General features: G+C 54.5%; 25 protein-coding genes. 6 read left to right on the forward strand and 19 right to left on the reverse strand.

Annotated features, from left to right (window positions below; genetic code table 11):
• From LU671_RS03510 to LU671_RS03590, 17 genes are all read right to left on the reverse strand, one after another.
• Entirely contained in the window at nt 1–216 is a 216-nt protein-coding gene (locus LU671_RS03510; RefSeq protein WP_010792582.1) for a hypothetical protein, read from the reverse strand.
• Between the two features lie 167 nt (nt 217–383).
• Nucleotides 384–641, reverse strand: a complete 258-nt coding sequence (locus LU671_RS03515; protein ID WP_010792583.1) for a hypothetical protein — start codon at nt 639–641, stop codon at nt 384–386.
• 131 nt (nt 642–772) lie between these two features.
• Nucleotides 773–1,594: a hypothetical protein gene (locus LU671_RS03520; protein ID WP_010792584.1), complete on the reverse strand. Its 822-nt coding sequence runs from the start codon at nt 1,592–1,594 to the stop codon at nt 773–775.
• Between the two features lie 11 nt (nt 1,595–1,605).
• The gene (locus LU671_RS03525) at nt 1,606–2,727 is read right to left on the reverse strand and encodes an AAA family ATPase (RefSeq protein WP_010792585.1); all 1,122 of its coding nucleotides are present in this window, start codon (nt 2,725–2,727) and stop codon (nt 1,606–1,608) included.
• 159 nt (nt 2,728–2,886) lie between these two features.
• Nucleotides 2,887–3,324 carry a hypothetical protein gene (locus tag LU671_RS03530; RefSeq protein ID WP_044060639.1) on the reverse strand — a complete coding sequence of 146 codons (438 nt, stop codon included), beginning with the start codon at nt 3,322–3,324 and terminating at the stop codon, nt 2,887–2,889.
• An 80-nt stretch (nt 3,325–3,404) separates the two neighbouring features.
• Nucleotides 3,405–3,578 carry a ribosome modulation factor gene (locus LU671_RS03535; RefSeq protein WP_010792587.1) on the reverse strand — a complete coding sequence of 58 codons (174 nt, stop codon included), beginning with the start codon at nt 3,576–3,578 and terminating at the stop codon, nt 3,405–3,407.
• 46 nt (nt 3,579–3,624) lie between these two features.
• On the reverse strand, nt 3,625–3,921 hold the full coding sequence (locus LU671_RS03540) for a hypothetical protein (protein ID WP_010792588.1): 297 nt from the start codon (nt 3,919–3,921) through the stop codon (nt 3,625–3,627).
• Between the two features lie 619 nt (nt 3,922–4,540).
• A complete protein-coding gene (locus LU671_RS03545) occupies nt 4,541–5,038 on the reverse strand; it encodes a hypothetical protein (protein WP_010792590.1) in 498 nt (165 codons plus the stop codon).
• A gap of 62 nt (nt 5,039–5,100) precedes the next feature.
• The gene (locus LU671_RS03550) at nt 5,101–6,051 is read right to left on the reverse strand and encodes a PD-(D/E)XK nuclease family protein (protein ID WP_010792591.1); all 951 of its coding nucleotides are present in this window, start codon (nt 6,049–6,051) and stop codon (nt 5,101–5,103) included.
• A 71-nt stretch (nt 6,052–6,122) separates the two neighbouring features.
• The gene (locus tag LU671_RS03555) at nt 6,123–6,263 is read right to left on the reverse strand and encodes a hypothetical protein (RefSeq protein ID WP_019439024.1); all 141 of its coding nucleotides are present in this window, start codon (nt 6,261–6,263) and stop codon (nt 6,123–6,125) included.
• 469 nt (nt 6,264–6,732) lie between these two features.
• Nucleotides 6,733–7,971 (reverse strand): DUF7146 domain-containing protein, encoded by a 1,239-nt coding sequence (locus LU671_RS03560; protein ID WP_010792592.1) that lies wholly within the window; start codon nt 7,969–7,971, stop codon nt 6,733–6,735.
• Nucleotides 7,972–8,313: 342 nt separating this feature from the next.
• Entirely contained in the window at nt 8,314–8,451 is a 138-nt protein-coding gene (locus LU671_RS03565) for a hypothetical protein (RefSeq protein ID WP_153274579.1), read from the reverse strand.
• A 611-nt stretch (nt 8,452–9,062) separates the two neighbouring features.
• The gene (locus tag LU671_RS03570; protein WP_223198331.1) at nt 9,063–10,214 is read right to left on the reverse strand and encodes a ParB/RepB/Spo0J family partition protein; all 1,152 of its coding nucleotides are present in this window, start codon (nt 10,212–10,214) and stop codon (nt 9,063–9,065) included.
• Nucleotides 10,215–10,261: 47 nt separating this feature from the next.
• Nucleotides 10,262–11,161 (reverse strand): ParA family protein, encoded by a 900-nt coding sequence (locus tag LU671_RS03575; RefSeq protein ID WP_087785428.1) that lies wholly within the window; start codon nt 11,159–11,161, stop codon nt 10,262–10,264.
• Nucleotides 11,162–11,335: 174 nt separating this feature from the next.
• Nucleotides 11,336–12,778 (reverse strand): hypothetical protein, encoded by a 1,443-nt coding sequence (locus LU671_RS03580; protein ID WP_019484886.1) that lies wholly within the window; start codon nt 12,776–12,778, stop codon nt 11,336–11,338.
• 119 nt (nt 12,779–12,897) lie between these two features.
• Nucleotides 12,898–13,758, reverse strand: a complete 861-nt coding sequence (locus LU671_RS03585; RefSeq protein ID WP_010792597.1) for a ParB/RepB/Spo0J family partition protein — start codon at nt 13,756–13,758, stop codon at nt 12,898–12,900.
• Nucleotides 13,759–13,819: 61 nt separating this feature from the next.
• Nucleotides 13,820–14,461, reverse strand: a complete 642-nt coding sequence (locus tag LU671_RS03590) for a hypothetical protein (protein ID WP_019439026.1) — start codon at nt 14,459–14,461, stop codon at nt 13,820–13,822.
• Between the two features lie 141 nt (nt 14,462–14,602).
• Here LU671_RS03590 and LU671_RS03595 point away from each other — a divergent pair, with 141 nt between their 5' ends.
• The 6 genes from LU671_RS03595 to LU671_RS03620 all read left to right on the forward strand — a co-directional run bounded on the left by LU671_RS03595 (nt 14,603) and on the right by LU671_RS03620 (nt 24,973).
• Complete coding sequence (locus tag LU671_RS03595; RefSeq protein ID WP_010792598.1) at nt 14,603–14,989, forward strand: response regulator; 387 nt, start codon at nt 14,603–14,605, stop codon at nt 14,987–14,989.
• Nucleotides 14,979–15,467 (forward strand): chemotaxis protein CheW, encoded by a 489-nt coding sequence (locus LU671_RS03600; RefSeq protein ID WP_019439027.1) that lies wholly within the window; start codon nt 14,979–14,981, stop codon nt 15,465–15,467. Before LU671_RS03595 ends, LU671_RS03600 begins: the two co-directional genes overlap by 11 nt.
• 11 nt (nt 15,468–15,478) lie before the next feature.
• A complete protein-coding gene (locus tag LU671_RS03605) occupies nt 15,479–17,488 on the forward strand; it encodes a methyl-accepting chemotaxis protein (protein ID WP_021018430.1) in 2,010 nt (669 codons plus the stop codon).
• On the forward strand, nt 17,485–18,276 hold the full coding sequence (locus tag LU671_RS03610) for a CheR family methyltransferase (protein ID WP_019439029.1): 792 nt from the start codon (nt 17,485–17,487) through the stop codon (nt 18,274–18,276). The genes LU671_RS03605 and LU671_RS03610 overlap by 4 nt, the downstream gene beginning before the upstream one ends.
• A 2-nt stretch (nt 18,277–18,278) precedes the next feature.
• Complete coding sequence (locus tag LU671_RS03615; RefSeq protein ID WP_021018431.1) at nt 18,279–24,044, forward strand: response regulator; 5,766 nt, start codon at nt 18,279–18,281, stop codon at nt 24,042–24,044.
• An 89-nt stretch (nt 24,045–24,133) separates the two neighbouring features.
• Entirely contained in the window at nt 24,134–24,973 is an 840-nt protein-coding gene (locus LU671_RS03620) for a chemotaxis protein CheB (protein ID WP_232854958.1), read from the forward strand.
• 45 nt (nt 24,974–25,018) lie between these two features.
• Here LU671_RS03620 and recA read toward each other — a convergent pair whose 3' ends face one another.
• Both recA and LU671_RS03630 read right to left on the reverse strand, forming a co-directional pair.
• Nucleotides 25,019–26,056: a recombinase RecA gene (gene recA, locus LU671_RS03625; protein ID WP_010792603.1), complete on the reverse strand. Its 1,038-nt coding sequence runs from the start codon at nt 26,054–26,056 to the stop codon at nt 25,019–25,021.
• A gap of 37 nt (nt 26,057–26,093) precedes the next feature.
• Nucleotides 26,094–26,396 (reverse strand): hypothetical protein, encoded by a 303-nt coding sequence (locus LU671_RS03630; RefSeq protein ID WP_021018432.1) that lies wholly within the window; start codon nt 26,394–26,396, stop codon nt 26,094–26,096.
• Between the last annotated feature and the right edge of the window lie 11 nt (nt 26,397–26,407).

Raw genomic sequence — 26,407 nt, forward strand, 5'->3', positions numbered from 1 at the left:
TCAGACTCCCTTCCGGATTGCGTAGGCTTTCTGGGCGTGCTCATTGGCCTTCTCTCGCAGCACACGAAGTGCTTGAGTGGGGACCTTAAAGCGGGTGTAGATCACTTGGTCTGCAACGTACGTGGCCCGTTTCAGGTACATCCGAGCGGCAACCCGGTGGTACTTGAGCAGGACTTTGTCTTTTGCTGCTTTGATTGCTTTCTGAATCAGGTTCATGGGTATTTCCTCGCACCCGCCGCGCACGGGGCATCGAGATGAACACCCGGGCGCGGAGCCGGGTGGTTTGAGATCAATGACCTCGAACAACAACCCGGCTGTGAGCCGGATTGTTGGTCCAGCTCACTGAGCGGAGTGACTGCCCCCGAAGGGGCAGTCCGCATGGATCAGCAGGTTTCCCCGCGGATCAATTTTGCTTCCAAGTCATGACGCAGGACTTGGTGGCGATGGCTTAAAAACTGATCTTTGGCCCGCACTTGGTAGGCGGGGTTTTGGATCTCGTTTGCACGGCCTTGAACCTTTTGGGCGAGGCGCGCCGCCTTACGGCGGTAATGCGCACTCATCAAACGGTGGTAGGCATGCAGCACAACGCCAATCCAGAACTTATCCAGAGCAGCATCCAGTTTCGCGATTGCGATTTTCATGGTCTTACCTCTCACCCGCCGCGCACGGGCAATGTAGAAAAAAGCCCGGGCGCGGTGCCGGGCTCGTTAGAACAAACCCGGCATGAGCCGGATTTGTCCAGCTCACAAGGAGGGAAGCCCATGGGGCCTAGTTATAGGAACAGGGACATACCGATGTTGGTGGGCACCGAAACCTTGGTCCTGGAGCCACCTAGTAGACTGGCATCTTCAAGCACCTTCAGAAGGCCAGGGAACGTCTTGTACCAGTCCATTTCTTGAACGGACTGGCGTTGGAACGGTCGCTGGAAATCGAGGGTGTAGTCAGAGTCACTCGTTACCGAGAACTCGGCTCCGGCTTTGTTGAGCTCGGCAAGAAAAGCCCGTGCACAGACATCCAAAACCGACTCTTGGGTTCTAAATCGCCATAACCCCTTCCCGCTTGGCAGCAGGTTGGTGCTGTCGATAAAGCCCCTTTCCTCGAAAATTTCTCGCCCCTTCGGGGACATGGTTTCCCAGTCCCGTACCGAGGCGATGCCTTTACGAATCGAAGCCCCGTTCAAAGCGACTTCAAACTCATTGCCTACCATCCTGAAAGCTAGGGGATGACCCGCATCGATGAGCACCCGAACTACATTCTCTAAGTGGGCAAGCCCCTCATTGAACTGCTCTGCAGTGCAGCTTTTGACACGGACATAGATTCCCCGGCTTAGGAGGTCAAACTCAGCGACTATCGACTGGGCTGCATCGAGTTCCACGGGGGAATGATCGATTGGCTGCGACGAATAGCCGTTGCTTCGAGCGTCGGCAACCTGGGCACAAACATGCTCCCAGGCTTCCTCCGCTGTTCCGCAGAGCAACTCCTTCTTACCGGAAACACCTCGCATGACTGAACCTTCCCACACTGTCACGAGGAACGTATTCACGTCCCCACGTACAGCGATGAAACGTCCCGAATCGTTCGTCAGGTAGAACATCACCTACCTCCTTACGCTATCTGAGCCGCATTGCTAACCGCAGCTTTCGTCAGCGCATCCAGCTGGTCCGCCACCGAGGTGGTGTACTCTTCCGGAAGTACGAGGTCGCGATCGAAGGTTTCATCGAAGAGTTCGCGGGCCAGAGCCTGGTCCGCTTCTTCGAGGTTGCCGTAGATAGCGTCGACGAAGGATTCATCCAGATCATCATACAGAGCCATTTTGGTAACCCAGCGTTTGAGCTCACGGAAGGAGATGTTGTCGAACGCCTCCTCCTGCGAAAACGCAACACGGAACCGGAACGCGAACTCAACCATCAGTTGGATGTTGAGATCATCCACTCCAGTGTTCAGACCATGCAGAGCAGCCATCTCTTTCTCAGCCGACATGAAGTTGGCCTTGAAGGAGGTGAAGCGGCTACGTACTGCAGCGTTCTGTCCCTTCGTGCCGGCATACCGGGGATCACGCGAGGACTTACCACCAGTGTTATCGGTGGCGAACAGCCGGAACGACGGGTGACGAACGATGTTCATCCCACCTTCGAGGCCGAGGAGTTCCCTCGGGTCCAGTTCAGGGTCAATCCCGTGGTGTTTCAGCGTCACGACCTCATCACCTTGGAGGATGTCGTTCAGACTGAGAAGCACGCCGGGATTCAGGCTGCAGATTTCGTCGATGGTGCAGCTCAGCCCATGGCGATAGGCATAACTCAGCACACCATCAACACTTTTCACACCGTCCTTCCCAAGGGTACGGAACCCTACCAGGTAACCTTCATCAACACCGGGGCCGGCATTGATTGCGATTGACGGACGGTTAAGACGGCCATTGATCTGGTTGATGAGGGAGGACTTACCGGTCCCCTTCTCGCCTACCAGCATGATGGAGTCTTTCGTCGCCATGCTCAGGAGAACCCGGCGAACCAGGCTCTCATTGAACACGTAATTGCTGTCGACACTCGGCGAAAGCGGATGACGCTCTGCCGGTACCGGGATCGGTTTCTCAAAACCCTTCAGAGGGGTAGAGAAGCCGAACAGCTCGTGGACCATTACCGGCTCGAACTTCTGGCTGGTGACAGCTTGGATGTGAGCGGCTTTGATCTCTTCGACGGTGATGTTCTTCTTGGCTACGTTGTTCATTTGTATTTCCTCGCACCCGCCGCGCACGGGGCATTGAGATGTACACCCGGGCGCGGAGCCGGGTGTTGTGAGATCGGTGACCTCGAGCAAACACCCAGCACTGAGCTGGATGTTTGGTCCAGCTCACAGAGCAAGGAGAGGCCCCTAAGGGGCCCGTTATTAGACGGCTACGCGGTCGTACATGGGGATCGCATCCGAGTCGTAAAACCCGAACATGATCATCCCAGCGCACAGTCGCTCTTCTGCGAGTCCGATTCTCCGAGCCAGCTCGGGAACCGAGAGATGCAGATCGATTTGCAGGTTGTTCAGCACGGCCCAGAAGGAGCGTGCTGGCAATACCTGGACCTCAATGGCCGGCAGGATGCCAACCATCACGATCTCTTCGATTTGCTCTGACTGAGGAACGTCGTAGACGGCTCCATGAACGAACCCCTTCTTCCACTCGTCGTAGGAGATGGTGTCGGGAGTTTCAGGGTTGTCAGATAAGGTCCGGCCTCGTAGCGCAGCCTGACGGCCTTGCTCCCAGCTGGTTGCCCCGAAATAGACTTCCTGGATGATCCCGAACAGTTCGTTGTCGCTGTATTGGCGTTGTTGCATTGCTAAAAGCTCCTACCCGCTGCAGACGGGAGAATTGAAGAGTTCACTCCCGCCTGCAGGTCGGGAGGGTCCGACCTGGCTTAGCCTGGTTGGTCGTCGTAGAGGCGTGCGATGTCGTCCCAGTTGCCTGGTTCTTTCGCTACCAACCAGCCCATTGCCCATGCCCTGCCCTCTTGGGACATGGATGGGTACGGATTGGATTGGTTGGAGTTGCCCGAACGATATGCTTCTTTGCCTTGTTGAAACGCCTTCATTGAATGCTCCTTCCCGAAATCCGGGTGATGGCCACCCGAAACCCGATCACCGGGCCGGTTTTCCGATGTGCTTCATTTCCGCATGACAGGCCGCGAGGGCCAGATCCAGGGCAAACCTCGTAGCGAGGAAAGCCATCCCCAGTGGGGTGTGGAGAAGAATCGGTTTGAGCAATTTTCGAATTATGTTCGTTGTCCGCAGCACGTAATCGGCAATGATCACCGACCAATACATCATCGGAACAATTGCTTTTGGTGCTGGTATATCTCCCCCGCAGCCAACATACAGGGCGAACCCGACTGATAGCTTTAGGTTAGAAACGAACTTGGATTTTTTGGTTTTCATGGTATTCACCTTCTAGTTTAGTTAGTTCATGGTTTTTCTCCTGTCCTAACCCCAGAGGTGATCATCCCTAAGGGGAATTTCACCCCCAGGGTATGTCCATGGAATTTATGGCGTGCTGCTTCGTGTACCAGCTACGTCGCCACCGGCACGCCGGCGCTCAACGTAGTCACAACCCCAGTAAATTGCGAATGCAAGAAACAGGATTCCGAGAGTCACACTGAAAGACATGGTCGCATCCTCGCGATGAGTAATAAGAGATTCTTTCGATCCTCTACTCACCTAGGGGCTACGTGCACGCTTCTTTGCCCGACGCGATTTACGTTTTACCGTGCGCGTCGGCTTCATTTTAGGACGCTTCTTCCGTCCCTGAGCCGTTGAGTTCAACGTAATGAGTGCAGTCATCAATATGGAAACCACAAAGACTATGCGAAGTTCATTAGTAGACCATCCTACGAACAGGGAGGAGGCAGAAGCACCCATGATGGACGCGATGATCACGACCATCAGGTTTTTTATGTAGCTCATGTTGCCTCCAAAGTTACGCCGTCGCGTGTTATGTGAAACACGACCAGGGCGTCCCGCCGGAAGTGTTGAACTTCCGGCCCGAAAGGGCTGGAAATTAGCCCTCCGGTTGGAGGAATAGCGGTGGCATATCGTCAGTATCCAGAGAGAAGTCGAGCATGCCCTGCTTACGCAGTTCAACTCGGTCCTTAACTCTGGCTTCTAACTTGGCTTTAATTTCATCTCGAAGCTCATTGTGTTTCCACTTGGGCATCGAGCGGGACCACGAACCGAGGTAATGCGCACCGTGGAAGTCGCTCCGAATCCTCGGAGACAGCAACCTGTGCGTTAGTACCTGCTTATTCGAGCCCCATACCACATTGATGCCTTCCTCCCCGTCGGAGCTCATGATGAGTTCAGAGGAGTTGGCAATAAGCTGTAAACGCTCGTGGTACGACACCCTCCCAAACTCTTCAGCTAGTAAGGCGCCTTCGGCCAAGTAATTCCGCATCAGGAAATCACCAATCTTACGACTGGCGAGATCCTCAGCTTCCTTGTCACGGCGAATTCGTACAGCACGTTGAGCGTAGCGCTCCATTCGATAAGACTCACGCATGTAGCCTCCTCGAGGGCGCACCAGCCCCGTAGGGCTGTTTTGCCCCACAGGGTTGTTTAAATTCAGATTAGGTCTGCAAGTGTCAGACCTGCTTTAACGCTGTATCCCGACAAGCAACCTTCGAGGCATAGCCCCGCCATGTCACACCGTTTGGAGTGACTATCGCAGGGTGAGTCGTAGGCCATATGAGGGGCACGGAAAAACTCACCTGCGCGAAGCCGTTTGGCAACTACGCGGGCATATTCCACTGCTTCCTCAATGTCGGCCGCCGTCCGTTTTACCCAGTGGACTGGATGCCAGATGGCGTTCACAACTGATTTGGAGTCCGGTTTCGTGATGTTGGGCTTCTGCCCTGAGGCATAACCACAAAGCTTTGGCTCTCTGATTCCCAACTGCTGGCATGCTAATTTCACTGCCAGCCAGTAGTAGGTCAGCTGATACCCGTATCGGGAAAACAACTCACCCTCAGGCTGTGCAGCGGTTTTCCAGTCCAAGATCACGACGTCGCCAACATCAGCCAACATCTCCCCTTTCGGGTTGAATATTGGTTTTGTGCATTCACCGACAAAGTCGATTACTAGCGTGATGAAGGTACGCTCAGCGATTTTCAACTTGAACTGTCCTTCAATAATCAGTGGCTTGAGGCCAAGATTACGGAAGTAAGACGGAAAGCCTGCAGCTAATTGTTTACCAAGAACCTCTGCTGTTTCCCGAGACTTAGACTTGGCCATGCTTATCAACTTTCCGTCGGATAAACCTTCGAACTTGTTAATAAACTGAGTGGCCATTTCCTCCTCTGGAATGTATCCCTTGACGAACCCTTCGATCACCCAATGCAAGGCTGAGCCGAACAGTAGGTTGAGCGGGGTTGCCTCGGGTTTTACACGAGCTCGGTAGTACCCCAGCAGCCGAGTGCAAACCATGGATTTCATGATCTGCGTTGGAGACAGCGTTATGTCTACTTCATCCGGGAGTGGATTGAAGATGTAATGCGGATTCACGAACGAAGTCATGCGATCACCTTTTCTAGGCGCACACGACTACCCGAGGGCAATCTTGTCGCCCTCGTGGGTTCTTGAATGGTTTAGAAGTCTACGACTTCAGATTCTTTTTCAGGTTGGTCATCCTCTCCACGGAAAAAACGCCCTTGCGCAATTTCCAATTGCTCACCTTCCGGCTGTTGCCACAAGGATGGAGCTTCGAGAAGTTCAACTTGGCCTGTCATGGTGTTTCCTCCTATATCCCCGCTGCACCGGGAATAAGCTCGCGAAGAGATCCCGTGCAGGGGTAAGCATTGAAGCTGGAGGGTGCCTTTGACTGGTTAGCGTGCGAACACACATACCGAAATGGCGGGGAGATACACGTTCCTGGAACACGTCTACCTTGCAGGAGCAAAGGACATGCCTGGTATCTCGAGATTGTGGACTGATCAGACGATCGTCCAGTCTGTTCCAACAATGTCTGTGCTCATCTAACTCGAATTCGAGTATCGAGTCGCACCCCAGAAAACCTCGGTGAATTCACCAACGTAGTCTGGGTTTGCTCTTTCGGAGAAAGGCAAATGGGACAGACACTTTTTAGCCGAGCACATCCTAGTAGTCAAGATGTCCAAGGTCGAAACAAAGCTACTCTGGGTTTAGCATGCGAAAAAAAACCCCAGACCAGCAAAAGCTGGACCGGGGTTTCTTGAGCGCTCACGCACAGGCACTGAGCAAGCCATCTGCGTTGACTGGCTTGAAGCCCATGAAGATCCCACCTTCGCATGCTTTCGCACGCAGGAGGTGGAAGCGTTGCGGCAATGGCTGTCCAACGACCTTCTCAACCACGATGATATCTTCCCAATCCTGGCCCTTGGCTCCAGGAGTGTGAATCACATCGGGCAGCATGAAGGCCACCTCGAACCCTTTACGCATCAGCTCAATAAAGAGCTTCCACGCAAAGGTTTGTCCATCGCCATATTTCCCACGTGCTTCGTTGTATGGGTCGTTATCAGACCAGATAACTACCCTATCGAATTCAGCACGATCGACAAACAACGTCGCCAGAGTGGTGCAGGCATGCGCTACTCGAACAGACTCGCCTGTTGCCAGGTGGATTGCCCATCCTTTCTCTACGCCTTCGGTCACATGCAGCGTCCTGCAACCTTCAACGTTTGCTACTCGGATTGACGCTCCTTTGAAGCCAGACAACGGGGAATCAATTTTCTTCACCTTCGAGACACCTTCCAGCTTATGACCATCCGGAGTCAGGTAGATCTTGTGGAAATTCACCACTCGACCAGTCCTGCTCCGAAACGCCGACACGATGGCCGGGAACCGACCGATGAGCTCCTTCACAACCTGACCATCTTTCTTACGGGTTTCGTAATACTCGAGGGCCGGGTGGAATTTCACGTCACCAAGGTTGCTGTTAAGCGGGATACCGCGGTGTTGAAAGTACAAACGGCCAGGAAGAGCATCCGGGTGGGTTAGCGAGATCAAGCCTTCTGCAGTCTTGATGTGCTTCGCCTTCCGCTTCTGCTCATCCTCCGGACTTATGCCAGCCCGTGAATTGACCACTACAGGAGTGACCTTACGGGTATAGCTTTTGCCGTTTGTTAGTGCATCTCTGACTTTGAACATTACGTCGGTGAAGTTGCGACCGACGCCGTCCAGGATCAGAAGCTCTACTGGGTCCCGGCCACCGTCCTGCAAGCAGGAGCAGATAGCGCGGTCTTCGTAGCCCGGCTTGTTTGAGAATCTGAAATCACTCTTCCCTCCCCCATTCCGGTGACGGTGTGGGAAAGGGCAGTCGACCAGATGTCCATGGTTCTTGAGTGCAGCATCGAACGAGCTAGTCAAACGTGGGATCACGTTAAGCCAACCGCCGTTGCTCTTCACCAGCTCCAGGACTTCCTCAGACAGTTTCGGACGATTGTCGTCTTGACGATCCATAGCTACCTCCAATTGCAAGGCAGCCACGTCCCCTTAGGGATGGCTTGCCCTAAGGGTGGGAATTGCGCGAGCGCGAGTTTTTAAAGAACCCAGCTCCAGAATTCTGGGACTGGAATCTTCTCCAGACATCCGTGCGGAATTTCGCATGCGAAAGCTGGGGGAAAGATCACCTCCAACGCTAAGGAGGCCCCCAGCTGAAATCAAGGACATGAAGTCTACAAATGCAGAAAGGCCCGGTGCATCGCTGCGCCGGGCCTTTCGTCTCATCTGTCTAGGGCACCTCTAATACAGCCTGCAAAGGTTGTATTAGGGGTGCCCTTGACTAAGTCATAGGGCACGAGATCAGCATTCAACTCCAGCAGCTTCAAAGGAAGCACATCTGTCGTGTTGGACCTTCGTCATTGTGTTTCGCGCATCATCTCCCTGAAAAAGGAAGAGAGCAGCAGAAAGCGCAAAGGCAAAGGTGAGTGCATATTTCATGTCGTGGTCCTCAATGTGAATTGAGACGACCACTACCCTCCCGAAGGCGATGTGGATCGCCCTAGGGGTCGAGTGAGATTTGCTTAGAAAACACTCTGCGACGGAATAGCGAATGATGAGGCCAAGGGGGCACACACCAAACACCAAACCGAGCGAATGTCACCACAACGCAGCAACCAGCTCAGCAAAATTGGCGAATGGGCGTGTTCACACCAAAACGCAAAATCGCAGAGTGAAGTCCTTTACGAACTCACGCGACACTGACTTGTTAAAGAACGTGAAGCAGGTAGATCACGATGATCAAGATGCAATGCACCTGGAACATCGCAAAACGATGAACCAAGTGAAAAGCACCAGGTTCACCTTGAAGCGAGATGATCAGAACGGCGACTGAATACAGTCACTGAACCAATCTCCCACCACAACCCTTGAATTCAAAGGCGGGGGCGGGTTGTGATCAGCTATCAGTGAGTTCACCAACAGCGGGAGATCACGAGAAAACGCCTTCACGATAGGTCGCCCTACCCCGCCATTCAAGTACGCCGTGTCCCAAAATGAAAAAGGGCGCCTCAATTGCTTGAAGCGCCCTATTCCCCTACTGAAGATTTAGTTCAGCCATCGGTCTCCATCGCTGCGACGCTGACGATATCGATCTGATCCACCTTTATCTGCTTGGGCTGTTGTGATCCGCCGATCATCAGCATGCACCATGCCTTGGAAGGATCTTCGCTGACGCGATCATTCATCAAATACCCGGACGCTACCGCACTGTCCAGTGCAACCTTGATACCGATTACCTGACGCTCCGCAGTAATCGGTATGTATCCCTTACCATTCTTCTTCGAAGAACTATTCGGCGCAGCGGCCGGCCCCTGTTCCTGCGAAGGGGTGGTTACAACTGCTGGCGTATTTGTCTCGCCCTGGCCCTGGGCTTTTGACTGCCCCTCGGGTTTAGCATGCGAAACTGGGGACTGGTCGGTCTGACCAGGAGGGTTCGCCTGAGAAGAATTACCACCCTTCCCTACCCCATCTTGAGCTGGATGCCCGACTTTTCCAGCTTGGTGTTCAGTTTGCGGTTCTTGTGCCGGAGGAGCTTTCGTGGGCACTGTCTTGCCTTTTGCTGCTCTGACCGCATCACGTACTTGCTGCCTGCTGATGGAGCCTTCCGCTTTTGCCCTTTCAATGAATGCAGTGAACGTCTCGGGCTGAAGGTTCTTCAGTTGCTTCATTTCCCGTAAGACTTCGCTGTCGCTCGTAATGCCTCCTTTGATCAGGTCAACCAGTTCCTCGGGAAGGTCTGCGAGTCCCAAATGAATGGAGATGTAGGTCTCGCTTTTCCCCATGTAGGTAGCCAAGTCCTGGTTGGACAGGGGCTCCCCAGCAGCCTTAGCTTCAGCTTTGGCTTCAGCCAAGGCTTGACCAACCTCATAGGGGTTGAGATTTTGCCGCTGCTCGTTTTCGATCAGCTGCGAGAGGATCTCCTTGGCCGGCGTGCGTTTCTTGCCGTCAACGATAGCTTTCAGCTTAAAGCCTGGGCGAAGTACCGCAGCGGCATAGCGACGACCGCCTTTCTTCAAGGGGTACTTCTGAGTTTCAGGATTCATCGGACCAACGATGATGGGGGTTTGCTGCCCTTCGTCATCGTAGCTAGCTGCCAGTTCCTCGATCTCCTTGAAGTCTTTCCTCACCTGAGGTTTGACTTCGATCTGATCTACGCTGAGGAGAATAATCTGATTCTCCTGTGCGGCCCGGCCAAGGTCCATCAGGTCATTCAGTCGAGTCAAACTCCCTAGGTCTAATGTCTTAGCCATTAGATTGCCCCCACTTTCTTAGCGCACGATTGGCTCTTTTTCTTTACCGGCTTTTTCTTCCGAGGCACCTTCGGTGCGATCACCACAGGCGTGATTTCTACGCCTGCTCGGTGCGCCATTTCCTCCATCAGCCTGATCATTTCTACGCCGGTCTCACGCTCAGCACCATTGGTTCGCATGCTCCAAACGGGCTTGCATTGGCGCAGCGCGGTATCAATTGCCCCTCGGATCGAGAGACTGTTTTGAAGAATTTTGGGACCAACTACTTTTCGCAGGTCCTCCAACGACTCGCGGTGAGCGTTCACGCGAGTGTTGTATTTGTTGCAGATGATCCCAGTAGGAGTGATCTGAGTGCCGAACAACGGCCCGACCATATCGAACGTCTCGATTAGAGAAATCACGCCATCTACAGCGAACGCCGCCAGCTCCACAGGTACAAAGATGTGATCCGATACCACAGATGCCGCAATCATCCGCACCCCATTGGTAGGTGGGGTGTCGATTACGATGTAATCGTAATCCTCTGCCAACTTTTGGATGTGCTTGGCAAAGGGACCTACCGCCGACAAGCCAATCTGCTCTACTGAACTCAACTCATCGTCTTTGTTCAGGGCATAAATCAAGTCGGCGCCGAGTGCCGTCTGGAGGGGCTTGAGATCAGGCAGTTCTTCTTTGAAGAGATGCGCGCTGCGGAGCCCTCCATTGCGGGAATCAGGCGCGAGTCGACTGGAGAAGTTGCCTTGGCTGTCCAGGTCGATACCCAGCACGCGGTATCCCTGCTCTACCAAGTAAACCAGCCAATGGAAATCGATCGTCGTTTTGCCTACGCCGCCCTTCTGGTTAGTAACAGCATGGACGTCGGCGAGCAGTTTTCTCTTCTTGAACGGGATTGCGGCCATGTGAGGCTCCTTGTCTGCAATGGAGTCCACTCTAACCGCATTGCAGTCCATTTCAAGTCAAAACACCTGCTTTGCAGCTTTTTTTCATGGCGGCGACCGCATTGCGAAATCTAAAAACAAAAAGGGGCGAATCCCCTCGCCCCTTCTCACTGAGTTTCGCATGCTAAACCGGCGTTACATCGGCACCTCTTGCGGGTGCACGGTCGCATGATTGGTATTGGTCGTGCGGTTTAAATACTCGACGCGCTTCGCTGCAGCGAGCTTGTCGTAGAAGCGCCCCATGTAAAGGTAGTACGTGCTCCCTTTGTGTACCGGTTCGAAATCCTTGATCCCGTAAGCTTCCAGGTAGCGCTGGAACTTCTGCCAGCTACCTTCATCCTTATAAACGTAGAGGACGTCGTAGATCACACGTGACTTTGGGGATACTACGATCGGTGCTGGGGACTGTACTGAAGATGTCACAGGGCCGCCGGCAAGCACCGCGCTACCAGCATCTGAGCCCCTCTGAATCACAACCGGAGATATCTTAGGCTCGAACTTGGCCACAGTTACTACTGGTGCCTGCTTGGATGCGATAGCCAGAGGCTTCGCATCTTGTTTGACCGGCTTGTCGTCAACCTTGGCGTAGGTGGTTGGCTTTTCACCATAGGAGCCTGCGTAGACCGCTCGACCAGTGACGACCGGGGCCACGACTGTAGCCTTTTTGATTTCAGCGCCGGCCGTCAAGGCCGCTACCTCTGTCCGGGCTTTGGCGGTGATTTCAGTTTTCTCACGCGCGAGTCGTGCTTTGATTTCGGCGATTCGGCTCTCTGTTAAGCTCCCGATCTCAGGCGAAGGCTGATCCGTAATTGCTGCTGTTACCGCCACAGGTGTCTGCAGCTGACGGGAGAGATCAGCCAATCGTTCATGCTCTTTCTGAGCCGCTGCCAATTTCGTCTCAAGCTGGGAGAGTTGCCCTTTCAGCTCACTAATCTGGTTATTGATTTCAACAACCGCATTTGCTGCTCGCCGTTCAGCGTCCGCGTTAGCTACCGCCATTGCAAAGCGTTGCTTCTCAAGAGTGCGGGAGCTTTCCGCCTTTTGTTCCGCAAGCTGAGCTTTCAGTTTCGCCAGATCGGCCTGCTTGGCTGCATCAGCAGCTTTCAACTGCTCAATCTCAGCCATTGCTCGATTCTCAGCCTCGAGTAATGCGCGGTCACGGTCATTCTCAATGATGGACTGGCGTATGGCCGCCTTTGAATTCTCTTCAGCAACCCGGGCCTGTGAGGCCTGGGTTGCCGCTTGGAACTCTTCAATCCGGCTCGACTCAGTTGAGGGAGCTTTACCCGAGCCTAGATCCTGTTCGTAGGCTGTTGTAGAAAGCGACGCCTCCAAGGCCTGCTTTTGCTTTTCGAGCGAATCAATCTGATCCTTGAACTCGTTCAGGCGGCGCATGTAGAGAATCTGCGATTCGGTGTACTTCTGGCTACCGAGACCATCCTGGATACGTTGATCGTACTGGGATTGAGGCTCGATGGAAGCTAGCTCCACCGGCTCATGGGTGGAGGTACAACCGGCTAACACTGCCGTCAGAGCGATAGCCAGCAGAGTTGGCACCGGGAATGGTCGGTTTAGCATGCGAAATTATACCTTCGGCCTCTGGCTACCCGCAGGATGGTCGGCAAGGTTCGGCAGGGCCATAACAATGGCTTCTGTCGTAATAATGGAAACGGAGTGCCCAAATTCGAGGGTAGGGGCTAACACTCGTCGACTTTGATGCCTAGCCGCTCCAGAAGCCCTGCGAATTGATCGTCACCTGTCATGAGAAAGCCCATCTGCCAATTGCCACTCGGTGTCTTCTGAATCACACAGGGATACCCCGTGTGATCGGATACCAGCCGGGTCAGACGTGCGATGTCGGCGTCTTGCTTGGGCAAGTTGACCTTTGGCTTAGGCTTGTTGAGGTGCTTGGCAACCTCATCTTCGATCTTCTTAACGCTCCACCCCAGCCTTACGGCTTTCGTCGCGACTTCACGTTGGATGCCTTTCGAGTCGAGTGAGCACAGCGGGCGAGCCTGAGTCGCCGTGAGTTTGCCGTGGATCAGGAAGTCCTTGGCAGTGATGTCCAAGGTGAGCAACCGCAGGTAGTTGGAGACGTGCGACCTGCTTTTACCCAGCTCCTTGCCTATTTGCTCGTGGGAGAGACCGGTTTCTTGTATGTCTGCATAGGCTTGAGCTTCTTCGATCGGGTTGAGTTGCACCCGGAGAACGTTCTCTACAGCAGAAATGAAACGGGCCTGGTTATCCGTGTAGTGCCCGATCCGACAATGCAGGCGGGGGATCATCTTGAGTTGCGCCGCGCGCCAACGTCGTTCGCCGGAAATGATGAAGTAGCCGCCCTGAGCCCGGGGACATAGCACCACCGGGGTTACATTCCCCCCGGCCTTGACCATGCTGTCACCTAGCTCTTCCAGCTCTGCAAGAGTGAAGTTCCGACGGGTTTGCCAGATGCCAGGCTGCATGAGATCAACATCGACGTCTCGGTGCTCAACAGGTACTAGGTTGATACCCAGGCAATGGGACTCTGTGGGGTTGATTCCGGTCTCTGATTGATACACGTGAAACCCTCGTGCGTTCGTGAAACATGATACACGAGGGATAACGGATTGGCCGCAAAAATCAACGCCCTAATGAGCTGGCCACCTGAATCGTTGCATCTTCGATTAGTCCCCAAGGCCGCCCTGCAGGACGTAAGCAGATCACCAGGCCAGGAGACTCGCCTCTGGAAGTGTAGGGTAGGGGGTGAGCAATGTGGGATGGATCATCGTCCGGCAAGAACCCATTCGAAACAAGTGCATCAATAACCGGTTTGCAGGCCGCGGTAACACTTTCTGGGTCGAGCAAGCTGCTCTCACCTGTGATGTATACCTCCTCGACCAACAGAGGATAGGTCGCAATGGCTATCCATTCCTCGAGAACAGCCTTGTAGGTGTATCGAAGGGCCTCCACTCGTTTCAGCCATGTGTTCTTCAGGCGGGTGGCCTTGGCGTCGTGGACGCGGAGCATGGTGTTGAGAGAGACCAGCTTCGCCCCGGGGAAGCAAATGGTCAGTACCCTGGATGTAGATTCCAGGCTAATCCTGTCTTTCCTCCCATCCATATTGGCGGTTTGGACTTTTTCGAGGCGCTGGACGGCCTTGCTCGGCTTTTTATCAGCAGGGGAGGGCGGGGTAGATGTTGGCTCGCTTTGGAGCTGCCTTGCAATCCGCTCCAGAAATTTGGGATCACTGGCGAATGCAGCCCGGTGGTTTGACTTACGCATAGGTCCTCCAGAAACAAGGGAGGACCATAACCGTGCATTGAGATATGACCAGTTTTTACCTGCTTGAGGTCGGTAAGGGCAGGTACGTCCAGAAGAGGGCACCTCCTGAACATTATTAGGGCATGAATCAGGAGTTGTTCCATGTCCAATATTCGATCTGTCTGCATCGTCGACGACTCCCCCGGAATGCGGAAGATGGGGGCCGGCTTTCTGCAGAAAGCTGATATCGAGGTTCACCTCGCAAAGGATGGGTACGAGGCCCTGCGTGTTATTCGCGAGGCTAGGCCTGATGCGTGCTTCATCGACATCGAAATGCCTAACCTGGACGGATTGAAGCTTGCCTCAATCCTACGAGCTTCGACTCAATTCAAGCACCTACCCATCGCCATGCTTTCCAGTGCGAGTTCACCTTTCGACATACAGAAAGGGCTCTTGGCAGGCGCAGATCTCTACCTGACCAAGCCGTTCACAGGCGACAAGATCGCGAAAGCACTCATTGATATGGAAGCGATTATCGATGAGCAGTGATATCTCCAGCGGTCGTTACAAGTGCATTGGGTATCGGATCGGCGATACCTACTGCTTGAGCCCTTCATTGGCGGTAAACGCCATCACTCAGGTTCCTGTTAGTCCCACGCAAGTGCCCGGAACGAAGCCCTGGTTGCTCGGGGCAACCAAGCTGGATGGAGACATCATTCCTTTCGTGAACATAGCTCGGTTCCTCTCGATCCCTCAGACCATGTCCAGGGCAGAACACAGTAACCCAGTGGCTTTGATCGTCCGGGGCGGAGCTGATGTGGGTGACGTAGGCGTCATCGTAGATCAAGTGGTTGGGTTCATCCCTTCGGGCAACCTCACTGACGCCCCAAATGCCAATTTGAAGATCCCACCCGGGTTAGGTGCTTGCCTAGTCGGAGTCGTAACAGGCGACGCCCGGACGTGGGCTGTCATCGACATTCAGGCGCTAATTGCCGATCCCAAAATGCAAACGATTGACCTCACATGAGACAGGACCGCATGAGCAACAATTTTTCCTTCGTTCCCCTTACCGCGGTCCTGCTGATCGCAACTGGCAGCGCGGCTGCATGGACTGGATACAGCTTCCTTAAAGACACTCGGGCTGATTCCTTCTATGTGGCTGAAACCTACGAACTGAAGTCCGCCGCTATGCAAACCATCTACTTGGCAGACAAAGCAGCGGCTGATGGTGCATATGCAAGCCAGCTCGTCGAGGCGGAAAGTCAGGTAGAGCGCGCCCTGATGCATCTTCGGAATGGAGACCCAATCAAGGGTATTCCCGGCGCACCGGAATCGGTACTGCGTAGCCTGGAGTCCCTGAGTGCTTCCTGGGATGGCATTGCCCCCTCGATCGCCAAACTGATCAGTGGACAGTCTGGGACCGAAGCCTTCAGCCGATCCGCCAAGGAGGCGAAGACGGCCGTTGTGAAAGTGATTGAGAGTGGCCGCTCGGCTGAAGCGCTGCTATCTAAGCTGAATGCTACTTCCCAGCAGAAGAGCCAGCTGGCTCAGGCCCTCACTGAGCTGGAAGCTGACGTAGCGGGAGTCACTGCTACTACAGTGGTCGATGCCACCGGGCTGCAAGGCGCAGAGGCAGGGGTTAGCAAGTATTTAGGCGCGCTCACCGCATTCGGGAATTCGTTGCCTCGTGACAAGGCAATGATGGATGAGTTGATCAAAAGCTACCGAAGCGCTCAATCCGCTCAGAGCCTGATCAGCCAGGCAAGCGGCCTTTCCGCCAACTCGGCCCAGAATCTTCCGCATGCTAAAGAAATCTGGCAGGCACGGGACAAGATCGCGTCTTCGACAGATACCTTGATCGCTTCGGTGAAGGCTTTGCCGGATGCACGGGCCATCAACCCAACTCTCGTGGCAGTCCTGGGTGCTCTAACTATCGGTCTCGCGATCCTGAGTGTCCTCTTGGTGGCTCGTGTATCTGCTTCTCGGGCTCAGGCGGTTGAAACCCGCGGCAGCACGATTGAGGGTAGTCAGCGTGAACGGTCCAAGGAGCTGAGTCTCCTTTTGACTGAAATTGAGCGAGTAGGGCGGGGAGAGTTGGACCTTACCCTGACAGATGATCGCGATTCCACCAAAGAGATCGCGAAACTGCTCAACCAGGTATTCGCGCGGTTCCATGAGATTTTCACCGAAACCAGCCAGACCGTAATGGGGCTTGCTGCGGCGACGGAACAAACCATCACCACAGCTCGCAATGTTGACCGCAATCGTGACGAGCAATTCCGGGCGATCGAGCACATCAGCTCTCTGATCGCAGACATGAATACCTTCATCAATCTGATCCAGCAGCTCATGGGTGATACCCAGCGCGTTGCCAACAGCGTGGCTAACAAAGTCCACGCCGGCAGTGAGTCTGTGAATGGTGTGCACGAAGGTATTTTGGTCCAGACCCAGCACCTGAACTCTATCCAGCATCGAAACAAGCATCTGATCGAACGGTTCCAGATGCTGGAAAGGATCAGTGAGTTCGTAAAAGAGGTTGCGACAAAGTCCGAGCTGGTTGCTTACAACGCCTACCTGGTATCGGACCAAGTCGAGGGCAATACCGAGCTGTCCCGTGCGATGGCTAAGAGCGGTGAAGCGGTCCAGGACCTCAGCACCCAGTCGAAAGCTGTGGTGAGCGAGATTGGGCAACTGCTCAAGGACATGAATGAAGCTGCTCGCGATACCCAGACCGCTGTTGACATATCACTGAGCGAAATGCAGGGCCTGCTGACCCGCTCCAATGCGGCGCTCGCTTCCCTGAAAGACATTCAGAGCATTACTGAGAGCCTCACCACGAGTGTTGACGACGTCAATCAGCGGACCAATAGCCTCATTTCTCAGTCGTCCGAGGTATCCGAGACGATGAGCTCTATTCGTCACTACGCTTCCGAAAACTCGGCTGCGAGCGAGCAGACTGCATCTGCAATGAACAACCTGAATCGCCAAGCTCAGAACCTGCACAGTGGCATTCAAGACTTCTACAGCAAGCAACGCGAACGCGCATGAATACAGTCGATGATCTGATTCTCGATGAGGGGATGGCCAACTCTTGGATGAAGATCATCGAGGAGCGCTTTGCCATCGAAATTGACGAGCACCGGCGTGTTGCCTTTGCGAGGGCCCTTACCAGTTTCGCATGCGAAACTGGTGAGACCCTCGAAAGCCTGTTCAAGCTGTTCGTGTCTGGGCGTTTGGAGGAAGCGCAGAGATTCCAGATTCTGCACCTGGCGACCAATCACGAAACTCGGTTTTTCCGATATCCCCCATCGTTATCTGCTATCCGTGACGCCTGTGCTGATATTCGTAGACCTCCCAGAGTCTTGTCAGTCGGTTGCTCAACAGGTGAAGAGCCCTACAGCATCGCATGCACATTGCTTCGCGCTGGACATGCAGCATTTCATGTGCATGGCACCGATGTGTCCCAGCCATGTATCGATAAAGCGCGGCAGGGGATCTACCGCGGGCACCCCGAGATACGACTCGATGTCGCTGCACCACAAGGCCAGCATGAGGTCCGGTTTCACGCCTGGATACGAGACATGGTCACCTTTGAGCAGCACAACATTCTTGCTGAGCGTCCGGTGAACTTCACCGCTCCTGACGTGATCATCACCCAGAACATGCTGATCTATTACCGCGTCGAAACGCGGCACCTAATACTGCAGAAGCTGGCGGCCATGTTGCCGATTGGGGGGTACTTACTGACCGGCCCCGCAGAGGACGGTAACTGGAATCCGCTGGGGTTGAAGCGACTCCCTAACCACCTTCTCAATCTCTTTGTAAGGGTTGCTTAGCAATGCCCAAGAATGTCCACGCGGCACATCTTTCCTGGATTCGGCCCCCGATCATCAAGAGCGTCGAGATCGCCAAGGCGTCTATCGACACCTACTTCAAAAAACATGCTGATCTACAGAATCCTCCTCAAGGGGCACAGGCTGAATGGTTTGCCAACCAGAAGAAGGCGATGGCCGATGCATTCCGCAACGTCAGTGAACACGTAGAGTTGATTCACTCTGCGCTGACTGTCTGCGATAGCCCCGGAGGCTCGGCTTTATCGGTTGAAATGCGGGTAGTCTGCACCAGTGTCCAAGAAAAACTCCTCGAAGAGGAGAAGGTGGCCCCCGCAATTCTCGCCATGATGTCCGGCATGATCATGCTGCCAAACTATCTCAAGATGGTCATTGATGGAGCCCCTGATGCTCCTGGCATCCTCTCCAGGCAGATCAATGAAATCCGTGAGGTCAGGGGCGTTCCCTTGCTTGTCGAGGACAGCCTCCCCCCTAGCATGCTCTCATTCGAGTTTGTTGATCCTCCCCGCAAGATTCATAACGTTGACGATGCCCGGCAGCAGGAGGTCTTCTCGACCTCATCTCGTCGCTTCCAGACAGCCTTCAGTTCCTACATTGGGACCCAGAACAAAGGGGCGCTGGCGGACATGCGCCAGGTCCTCCGAGAACTCCAGGAAGTTTCTCATAAGCCGGAAGTGGGCGATTTCTGGTGGGTTGGTGAGTGTCTACTCGAGGCACTTGCCATCGGGGGCCTTCGTAGTGGCGGTAACACCGTCTCCCAGGTCCGCATGCTCTCTGTCGCGGTTCAGAAAATCGGTCTAGGTGGTGAAGAAGCCGCCCTGGAAGTCCTGGGTATCGATCGCTTCAAGTCGTTGCTCTACGTACTGAGCCTAAGTTCAAAAAGCACGCCTAGCATCGAAGCCGCGTTGAGGGTGTTCAATGTCGGGAAGTCAGTCGACACCGACTCGTTGGCAAAGCTTCAGAGCAAGCTCGAATCTACTGAGGCTACAACCATTGCTGACGTCGTCCTGGAGCTGAAGCCTCTTCTGGATGCAGCCATGGTCTCTCTGGGGCGGGCCCTGGGGGCACGCTCTGACGACATCTTCAGTGTCCAGCTGTCTGCATATAGCGCGGCGATGCGTTCAGTAGCGAACGTGTTCTATATGGTGGGCGAGGATGAGCTTGCAGGGGTTGCCAATAAGTCCATCGCACTCGTGGCTGGCAAGGAAGGTATTTCTGCCATCGCTGCCGAGGTGGTAGACGATCTGAAGTCTTACATCCTCTACCTCGACGAGCGCATCAATCTCATCAATGAAAATGACGCGACAAAGGCACTGAACATTGAGGGTGTCGGTGCCGACGTTCTGGACACACTCGTCTCGGAATGTTTGATCGAAGTGGTGAAGACTCGTCGTTCCGTTTCGGTTCACGTAGAAAGTGGCATTGGCCAGGATGAACTGAAGGACGGACTTGCATCTCTCGTCAATACTGCTGCGGCCTTGAAGTTTTCGGGAGCAGAACAGGTTGGTGATTTGCTCGGTGCAGTCTGCTCTGGGATGGTAGGTCTCCTAGATAATGCGGAACTCACGTACAGCCCGGAGCTGGATCTGCTGGCGAAAGCCTTGGTGGCGATTGAGATGTACCTCGAAGCCATCAAATCCAAACTTGAACCTGATCCCGAAAACCTGACGAAGGCAGCTGAAGCTCTCCGCGAACTCGGGATAGATTTCACGGAGGTGGCTCCGGTAACCACCAACGAACTTTTGATTAAATTTGAGGCAGCCCAGGAAGAGGTACGCGAAGACGATGATCCGTTCCTCACCGAGCTTTTCGAGCTGAGGAGCGTCTTCGAAGATAGCTTCACGAGCCTCGACCTGCGTAGTCGTTCGTCCATTGAGCAACTCTACAAGGCTGCAGACCGCCTCTCCATGGCCGCCCGTATGCACGGTCATGAGTCGTTCGGAAAGATCGCCAGTGGTGTTGCTGCCTTCAGCAAAGGCGTAACAAACCGAGCCCTCAAAGAGGATTTCGACCATGCGGAGGAGCATGACTTGCTGCGCTCCGGCGTGGAGATGTGCCTCCGCTGCATGGATGAATACTCTCTCAGGAACAAGGTCTCCTTGTTTGTGAAAGATGTGGCCGATGCACTCATGGCTAAAGCTGATCCGGAAATGCAGTTGGCATACACGTCTCATCCAGAGATACCGGCATCGTCTACTAACGCAACTCATCAGCCTGCAGTCCAGAACAAGCTCGAGCAAGTCGTTGCCGAGCCGGATGCAGTGATACTGGCCCATGAGCAAGAACGGGAAATGCCCGAGGGCGTCGATCCGGTCCTGATCGATATCTTCCGTCAGGAGTTCACCGAGCAATACGCAGCAATGAGTGCGTATCTCAAAAGCGGGCGAAAAGACGTCAACGAAGCGTTTTGCCGTGTCGCTCATACCCTTCATGGAATTTCGTCCAGTGCTGATTGCCTCCCGCTTGCAAGTGCATTTGCAGCCCTAGAGACTCGCCTGTTCCAGTTGAGAAGTGATGAGGCCGAACTGATCCAGGGTGATGTAGAAGCCCTCCTGGATTTCCTGGCAGATGCTGAACGTTTCCAGCAAGCTTTCCCTTGGAAGACTGAAACTCCCGCACTTCACTCCTGGCTAGAGGTTGTCCAGGCATTGGGGTGCGGAGCGGAAGAGGCTGAGTACGTTGAGGTCGCTCAGGTCACTCCAGTTTCGCATGCTAAACCGGAACCGGATGCTCCGCAGGAAAGTCATCAGCCGGAAAATTTGAACCCAGTTTCGCATGCTAAACCGGGAAACTCTGAAAGCGATGATGTACAAGAGTCCACCACCAAGCATGCGCAGCAGCCTTCTGCCCCGCCGGCGATTGAATACAACCCGGAGATGGCTGAGTTCTATATTGAAGAAGCCGAGGAAGTTCTCCCTCAGCTTCAGCTGAACGTAGACCGCTGGATGGGCCAGATGGAAGACCATGACCTCGTTACCACCATCAAGCGGCAGATGCATACTCTGAAGGGCGCTGCAGCGATGGCAGAGGCAGCTTCGATCAGAGAGATTACCCATTACATGGAAAGCCTCTTCGAGAGTCTTTCCCTGTCCATCATTCCTGCATCAGATGACTGCGCCAGGCTGGTCGAGTATGTGTTGGTCGCATTGGATCAAATGACTAGCGCGATGCGTCGCGCTGTCGGGTACGAAGTTCCCTCGGCCCTGATCCGTTGCGTTGAAGCTGCAGTCCAGCATAATCGAGTGGATCTTGGCCTTCTTGCTCAAGAGCCCTGCACAGCCGGCGAGGTCCTCCTTCAAGATATCCAGCTAGAGAAGGTGGCCACCCAAGATGCCAGGGCCGAAACCCTAGAAGCTTGTGAAGCACAATCTATCGCAGAGCTTGAAGAAGAAACGCCTAAGACTGAAGAGTTCGAACAAGGCATCGTCCATCCTCAGGGTGAGGAAAACTCTTTGGCGGAGGAAGAGTCAGGACACAAAAAGACTCGTCGCAGGTCTCGAGGAAAAGGTGGTGCAAAACGACACGCGGCCCGTATGGCAGCTCACGCTCAACCCGCTCAGGAAGACAGTCTGGTGGTGTCCTCGGAGCCGGAAGACTCAGTCGAGGTCGAGAGTCCAGCTTTGCCCGCCGTCCCGGAAGCTACCCCCGAAGAGTCTGGCAAGTCAGTGCCGGCACCTGTAGCAATTCCCGAACTCGTTGAAGTCCCACCGTCAATTTCTGCCGTTACTGCACAAGAGCAGGAAGTACACCATGAGCCAGAGCGGCAAAGCAGAACTCTTCGCGACTCGGTCGAAGGCATAACCTCTAAATCTGCCCCAACCAAGCCTGTCAGCAGCTCGGTGATTCGCGAGATTCTGGCGAAAGCCCATGACTCCATCCACGGTGTCGGCAGCAAACGTCGAAGCGGTGGTTCGGAAAAAATCAAAGTGGATCAGCGACTACTGGACACTGCAGTCGAGCAGTCCAGCGAGCTGACCGCAGCCCGATATCGCCAACAGGCGCTGCATGCCGAGTTGATGATGATCGTAACCATCATTCGGGAGAAGCTCGAGGCGCAACAGTTGAACCACATGAAGTTCACCAGCGCCCTGCGTCTTCACACAAACCAACCCGTTCCAACCGCCTTGGCCCATCAATCGGCAGGTGATTTTCAGCTTGAGCGATTCAATGATCTTTCAGCTCTCAATGTGACCATGGGGGCTCAACTGGCCCAGACCATCCAAGACGTCGAGGAAATGTTCGCACAGGGCAAGCTGATCAAAGACTCCTACCGTCAACAGGCGGGGCTCATCAGCAGCCTGCAACGAGATCTTCTCGATAGCCGCCTGGTACCGTTCCAAAACATTCGTCCAGCCCTGACCAATCTCATCGAGCGTGAGTCTTCAAAACTAGGGAAGAAAGTAGACACCGTCTTCACCGGTGGCGACGTAATCGTGGACAAAGTCATGCTCGATGCTGTGCGTGATCCACTGGTCCACCTACTCAACAATGCTCTCGACCATGGTATCGAGCCTGAAGCACAGCGGATTGCTCAAGGGAAATCCGCGCATGGCAGCTTGGAGGTAAACGTCTGCCGACGAGCTAAGAACATCGTCATCACTGTCAAGGACGATGGCAAAGGCATCGATACCGCGATGATCAAGGCTAAGGCACTGGAGAAAGGCATCATCAGGCAGGATGATCAACTGACCGAATCGGATCTCCTGAGACTCATCACTCACAATGGGTTCTCTACTGCAGCAAAAGTCTCTCAGCTGTCCGGCCGCGGTGTTGGTATGGACATTGTCGCTACGACGGTAGAAAGCATGGGCGGCCGGCTGGTAATTGAGAGCAAGGTAGGCTGGGGTACGACCTTCACTTTGGAAATGCCATTCACTATCGGCTCGAACCGAGCTCTCATCTGCCGTACGGGCAGTCAATGGTTTGCGATTCCCAGCTACACCATGTACCAGATCATCCAGTGCTCCCGAGCCGATCTGGAAAAACAGCGGTTGGAGAAGGGGAAAGCGGTACTTCATCACGAAGGAAAGTCCTTCGAGGTTGTGCATCTGGCCGACCTTCTTGCGATGCCTGAGATGCGTTCCACTCACGATTTGGACCAGGAGGTCCTGGTCATTCTGTGTCAACAAGGCGAAATGGCTATTGGTATTGAGGTCGACAGCACTGATTCAATGCCCGAGATCCACATCAGGAAGCTGGACGGCATCCTTTCCAAAGTGCGCGGGATCATTGGCGAGACAGAGATGCAAGACGGTTCGCCGGTCTTCGTCATCGATGTCATGGAGCTGGTGAGGCTCAACCTCAAGCGGACAGACACCGGCTTCAAGGTTCGGCAAAACCGTGTCAAGTCTGTGAAACGAGATCTAAAACCGGTCTGCCTCGTCGTTGACGACGCTACGAGTTATCGCAAGCTGTTGCAGAAGCACTTCGAGGCTCGTGGGTATACGGTCATTACTGCCCGCGACGGTCAGGACGCAATGGACATGCTCCCTCTCGAGAGACTCCCCGAAATCGTCATGGTGGACATGGAAATGCCTCGAATGACTGGCTTGGAACTCACAAAGGCACTGCGAGCCCGGGCTGAATTCAATGAGGTACCAATCATCATGCTCACCACTCGCACAAATCTCGAGGACGAGGCCCTGCGAGCTGGCGTAAACGTTTATCTGAACAAGCCGTGCGACAGCATCGCGCTCGATAACGCGATTGCAGAAGTTCGCCCAGAACAAGCATTGCAAGGGTCCGCTGCATGAGAGTCGGTATCATTTCAACTAGCAACGTCCAAGTGGCTCTCATCCAAGAGGTTCTCTCGCCAGTTGTCGGAGAACTCACGGTCTATGACATGAGCCACGTGGAGAATGGAGACCTGTCAGCGACTGGCGTTCACGCACTGATCGTCGACTTCAGCGACGAGGCGATTCTCAACTCAGAAGATGTCCTCGAAATGTTGGGACGAGATGAGCCTGTCTGTGTGCTCAACGAACGTGAGTTGTATTCGATGAGCGCTGCAGAACGTCAGGCCTGGTGCAACAAGCTTGTCGATGAGCTTAAGCGAAGCATCCCCGACCTCGCAGAAAGCCTAGATGCGAGGAAAGCCGAGATTGAATCCCGAAACGCGAACGACACCTGGGTGATCGGCTGTAGCTCTGGCGGGCCTCAAGCTATCCGTGATTTTCTTGGCGAGTTACCCACGTTGCCAGTCAGTATTTTCCTGGTCCAGCACCTCACCGAAGCTGCATTCAACACCTATGTCCAGCGGGTACGCGAATGTACCTCGCGGTGGGAGGTGGTCGCGGCCGAGCATGGCGCCAAGCTTAAGGCCGGTACCATCTTCGTTGTCCCCCGTGACACCACAGTTGAAGTACGAAGCGGGGTGATCCAACTCCGGCCGGTCAAGCCAAACACCTACAGCCCGTCGATTAACAGCGTGATTCGGTCTGTGTTCAGTTCGATTGCAGGGAAGCTTGGAGTGATCATCCTCACCGGGATGGGGGATGACGGTGCCTCGGGAATTCGTGATCTGAAAGGAAAGGCGAAGATCGTTATGGCCCAGGATGCGGAGTCCAGCCAGGCCCGTTCGATGCCTGATGCTGCTAGGGAAACTGGGGCTGTATCCTTCTCGGTTAAACCGGCCGAGCTTGCCCGACATATGTACCGGATGTACGGCATCGGGAATCACTGATCACAAAACAGAAGGCCGCCCAAATTGGCGGCCTTTTCAGTTGGTTTATGCAACCTCTTGATCGTCATCACCAGGAGAGTCGGTGATCACCGCAACACCGGTGATTTTCTGGCTGCGGAGCTTCGCCTCGATCTCATCGCTGACCGCGGGATTCTCCTGCAGATACTGGCAGGCATTCGCCTTGCCTTGGCCGATCTTCTGACCTGCGTAGCTGTACCAAGCCCCCGACTTCTCGATCAAGCCACCAGCTACCCCAAGATCAACAATCTCACCGAGCTTGTTGATACCCTTCCCATAGAGGATTTGGAATTCAGCCTGGCGGAATGGTGGAGAAACTTTGTTCTTCACCACCTTCACCCGGGTTTCGTTCCCGATCTGCTCATCGCCATCTTTCACCGATCCGGTACGACGAATGTCCAGGCGCACAGAGGCGTAGAACTTCAGGGCGTTACCCCCGGTGGTGGTTTCCGGGCTGCCAAACATCACGCCGATCTTCATGCGGATCTGGTTGATGAAGATGACCAGGCAGTTGGCGTTCTTGATGTTGCCGGTGATCTTGCGCAGCGCCTGGGACATCAGGCGGGCCTGCAGGCCGACGTGGGCATCGCCCATCTCGCCTTCGATCTCGGCCTTGGGCACCAGCGCCGCCACGGAGTCGACGATGATCACGTCCACCGCGTTGGAGCGCACCAGCATGTCTGTGATTTCCAGAGCCTGCTCGCCAGTGTCCGGCTGCGAGACCAGCAGGTCGTCAACGTTGACGCCCAGCTTGCCGGCGTAATCCGGGTCTAGCGCGTGCTCGGCGTCGACGAAGGCGCAGGTGGCGCCCTGCCGCTGGGCTTCGGCGATGACCGACAGGGTCAGGGTGGTCTTGCCCGAGGATTCTGGGCCGTAGATTTCTACGATCCGACCTTTCGGCAGGCCCCCGATGCCCAAGGCGATATCCAACCCCATGGAGCCGGTTGGGATTGCCGGAATGGTCTGGCGCTCGTGGTCGCCCATGCGCATTACAGCGCCCTTGCCGAATTGTTTTTCGATCTGGCCCAGTGCCGCCTGAAGGGCCTTGTTCCGTTGCTCATTCATGGAATTTCTCCGTTCTGTGGACGCGGGATGCGTGAGATCAATTTCGGCCGGTTTCAGATGTGCCAGAACCCAAGACTTGTCGAATTGCCTTGGCTTGATCACCAAGGCATTTGCCGAGTGATTGATTGAGCAACTCAAGAGCTCCAGGGTTTGCCCGGTTGATCAGATCGCGCAAAAAGTCCTCCTGCAGATCTTCATCTGCTGGGAAGGACACTGGATCGAAATCAGCGCGAATAATCGTTGCCACGCCCAGCTTGGTCGTTACCTGGATGGTCCGTGGGTCGAGGCGTGTTGCGAACTGGCGAAGAAGGGGAGAGGTGGTGATTTGGAAGCTGTCCATAGATTGGTCCT

It is taken from the genome of Pseudomonas sp. NMI760_13 (assembly GCF_021283245.1).
GTDB classification, from domain to species: domain Bacteria; phylum Pseudomonadota; class Gammaproteobacteria; order Pseudomonadales; family Pseudomonadaceae; genus Aquipseudomonas; species Aquipseudomonas peradeniyensis.

Bases quoted from the DNA above. Each gene is read 5' to 3' on its own strand.
- LU671_RS03620 (WP_232854958.1), top strand. From the start codon at position 24,134: ATGAGCCACGTGGAGAATGGAGACCTGTCAGCGACTGGCGTTCACGCA.
- LU671_RS03575 (WP_087785428.1), bottom strand. From the start codon at position 11,161: ATGGCCGCAATCCCGTTCAAGAAGAGAAAACTGCTCGCCGACGTCCAT.
- LU671_RS03580 (WP_019484886.1), bottom strand. From the start codon at position 12,778: ATGCTAAACCGACCATTCCCGGTGCCAACTCTGCTGGCTATCGCTCTG.
- LU671_RS03510 (WP_010792582.1), bottom strand. From the start codon at position 216: ATGAACCTGATTCAGAAAGCAATCAAAGCAGCAAAAGACAAAGTCCTG.
- LU671_RS03530 (WP_044060639.1), bottom strand. From the start codon at position 3,324: ATGCAACAACGCCAATACAGCGACAACGAACTGTTCGGGATCATCCAG.
- LU671_RS03520 (WP_010792584.1), bottom strand. From the start codon at position 1,594: ATGTTCTACCTGACGAACGATTCGGGACGTTTCATCGCTGTACGTGGG.
- LU671_RS03535 (WP_010792587.1), bottom strand. From the start codon at position 3,578: ATGAAGGCGTTTCAACAAGGCAAAGAAGCATATCGTTCGGGCAACTCC.
- LU671_RS03610 (WP_019439029.1), top strand. From the start codon at position 17,485: ATGAATACAGTCGATGATCTGATTCTCGATGAGGGGATGGCCAACTCT.
- LU671_RS03560 (WP_010792592.1), bottom strand. From the start codon at position 7,971: ATGGATCGTCAAGACGACAATCGTCCGAAACTGTCTGAGGAAGTCCTG.
- LU671_RS03550 (WP_010792591.1), bottom strand. From the start codon at position 6,051: ATGACTTCGTTCGTGAATCCGCATTACATCTTCAATCCACTCCCGGAT.
- LU671_RS03545 (WP_010792590.1), bottom strand. From the start codon at position 5,038: ATGCGTGAGTCTTATCGAATGGAGCGCTACGCTCAACGTGCTGTACGA.
- recA (WP_010792603.1), bottom strand. From the start codon at position 26,056: ATGAATGAGCAACGGAACAAGGCCCTTCAGGCGGCACTGGGCCAGATC.
- LU671_RS03615 (WP_021018431.1), top strand. From the start codon at position 18,279: ATGCCCAAGAATGTCCACGCGGCACATCTTTCCTGGATTCGGCCCCCG.
- LU671_RS03600 (WP_019439027.1), top strand. From the start codon at position 14,979: ATGAGCAGTGATATCTCCAGCGGTCGTTACAAGTGCATTGGGTATCGG.
- LU671_RS03595 (WP_010792598.1), top strand. From the start codon at position 14,603: ATGTCCAATATTCGATCTGTCTGCATCGTCGACGACTCCCCCGGAATG.
- LU671_RS03605 (WP_021018430.1), top strand. From the start codon at position 15,479: ATGAGCAACAATTTTTCCTTCGTTCCCCTTACCGCGGTCCTGCTGATC.
- LU671_RS03525 (WP_010792585.1), bottom strand. From the start codon at position 2,727: ATGAACAACGTAGCCAAGAAGAACATCACCGTCGAAGAGATCAAAGCC.
- LU671_RS03565 (WP_153274579.1), bottom strand. From the start codon at position 8,451: ATGAAATATGCACTCACCTTTGCCTTTGCGCTTTCTGCTGCTCTCTTC.
- LU671_RS03570 (WP_223198331.1), bottom strand. From the start codon at position 10,214: ATGGACCTTGGCCGGGCCGCACAGGAGAATCAGATTATTCTCCTCAGC.
- LU671_RS03630 (WP_021018432.1), bottom strand. From the start codon at position 26,396: ATGGACAGCTTCCAAATCACCACCTCTCCCCTTCTTCGCCAGTTCGCA.
- LU671_RS03555 (WP_019439024.1), bottom strand. From the start codon at position 6,263: ATGACAGGCCAAGTTGAACTTCTCGAAGCTCCATCCTTGTGGCAACAG.
- LU671_RS03515 (WP_010792583.1), bottom strand. From the start codon at position 641: ATGAAAATCGCAATCGCGAAACTGGATGCTGCTCTGGATAAGTTCTGG.
- LU671_RS03540 (WP_010792588.1), bottom strand. From the start codon at position 3,921: ATGAAAACCAAAAAATCCAAGTTCGTTTCTAACCTAAAGCTATCAGTC.
- LU671_RS03590 (WP_019439026.1), bottom strand. From the start codon at position 14,461: ATGCGTAAGTCAAACCACCGGGCTGCATTCGCCAGTGATCCCAAATTT.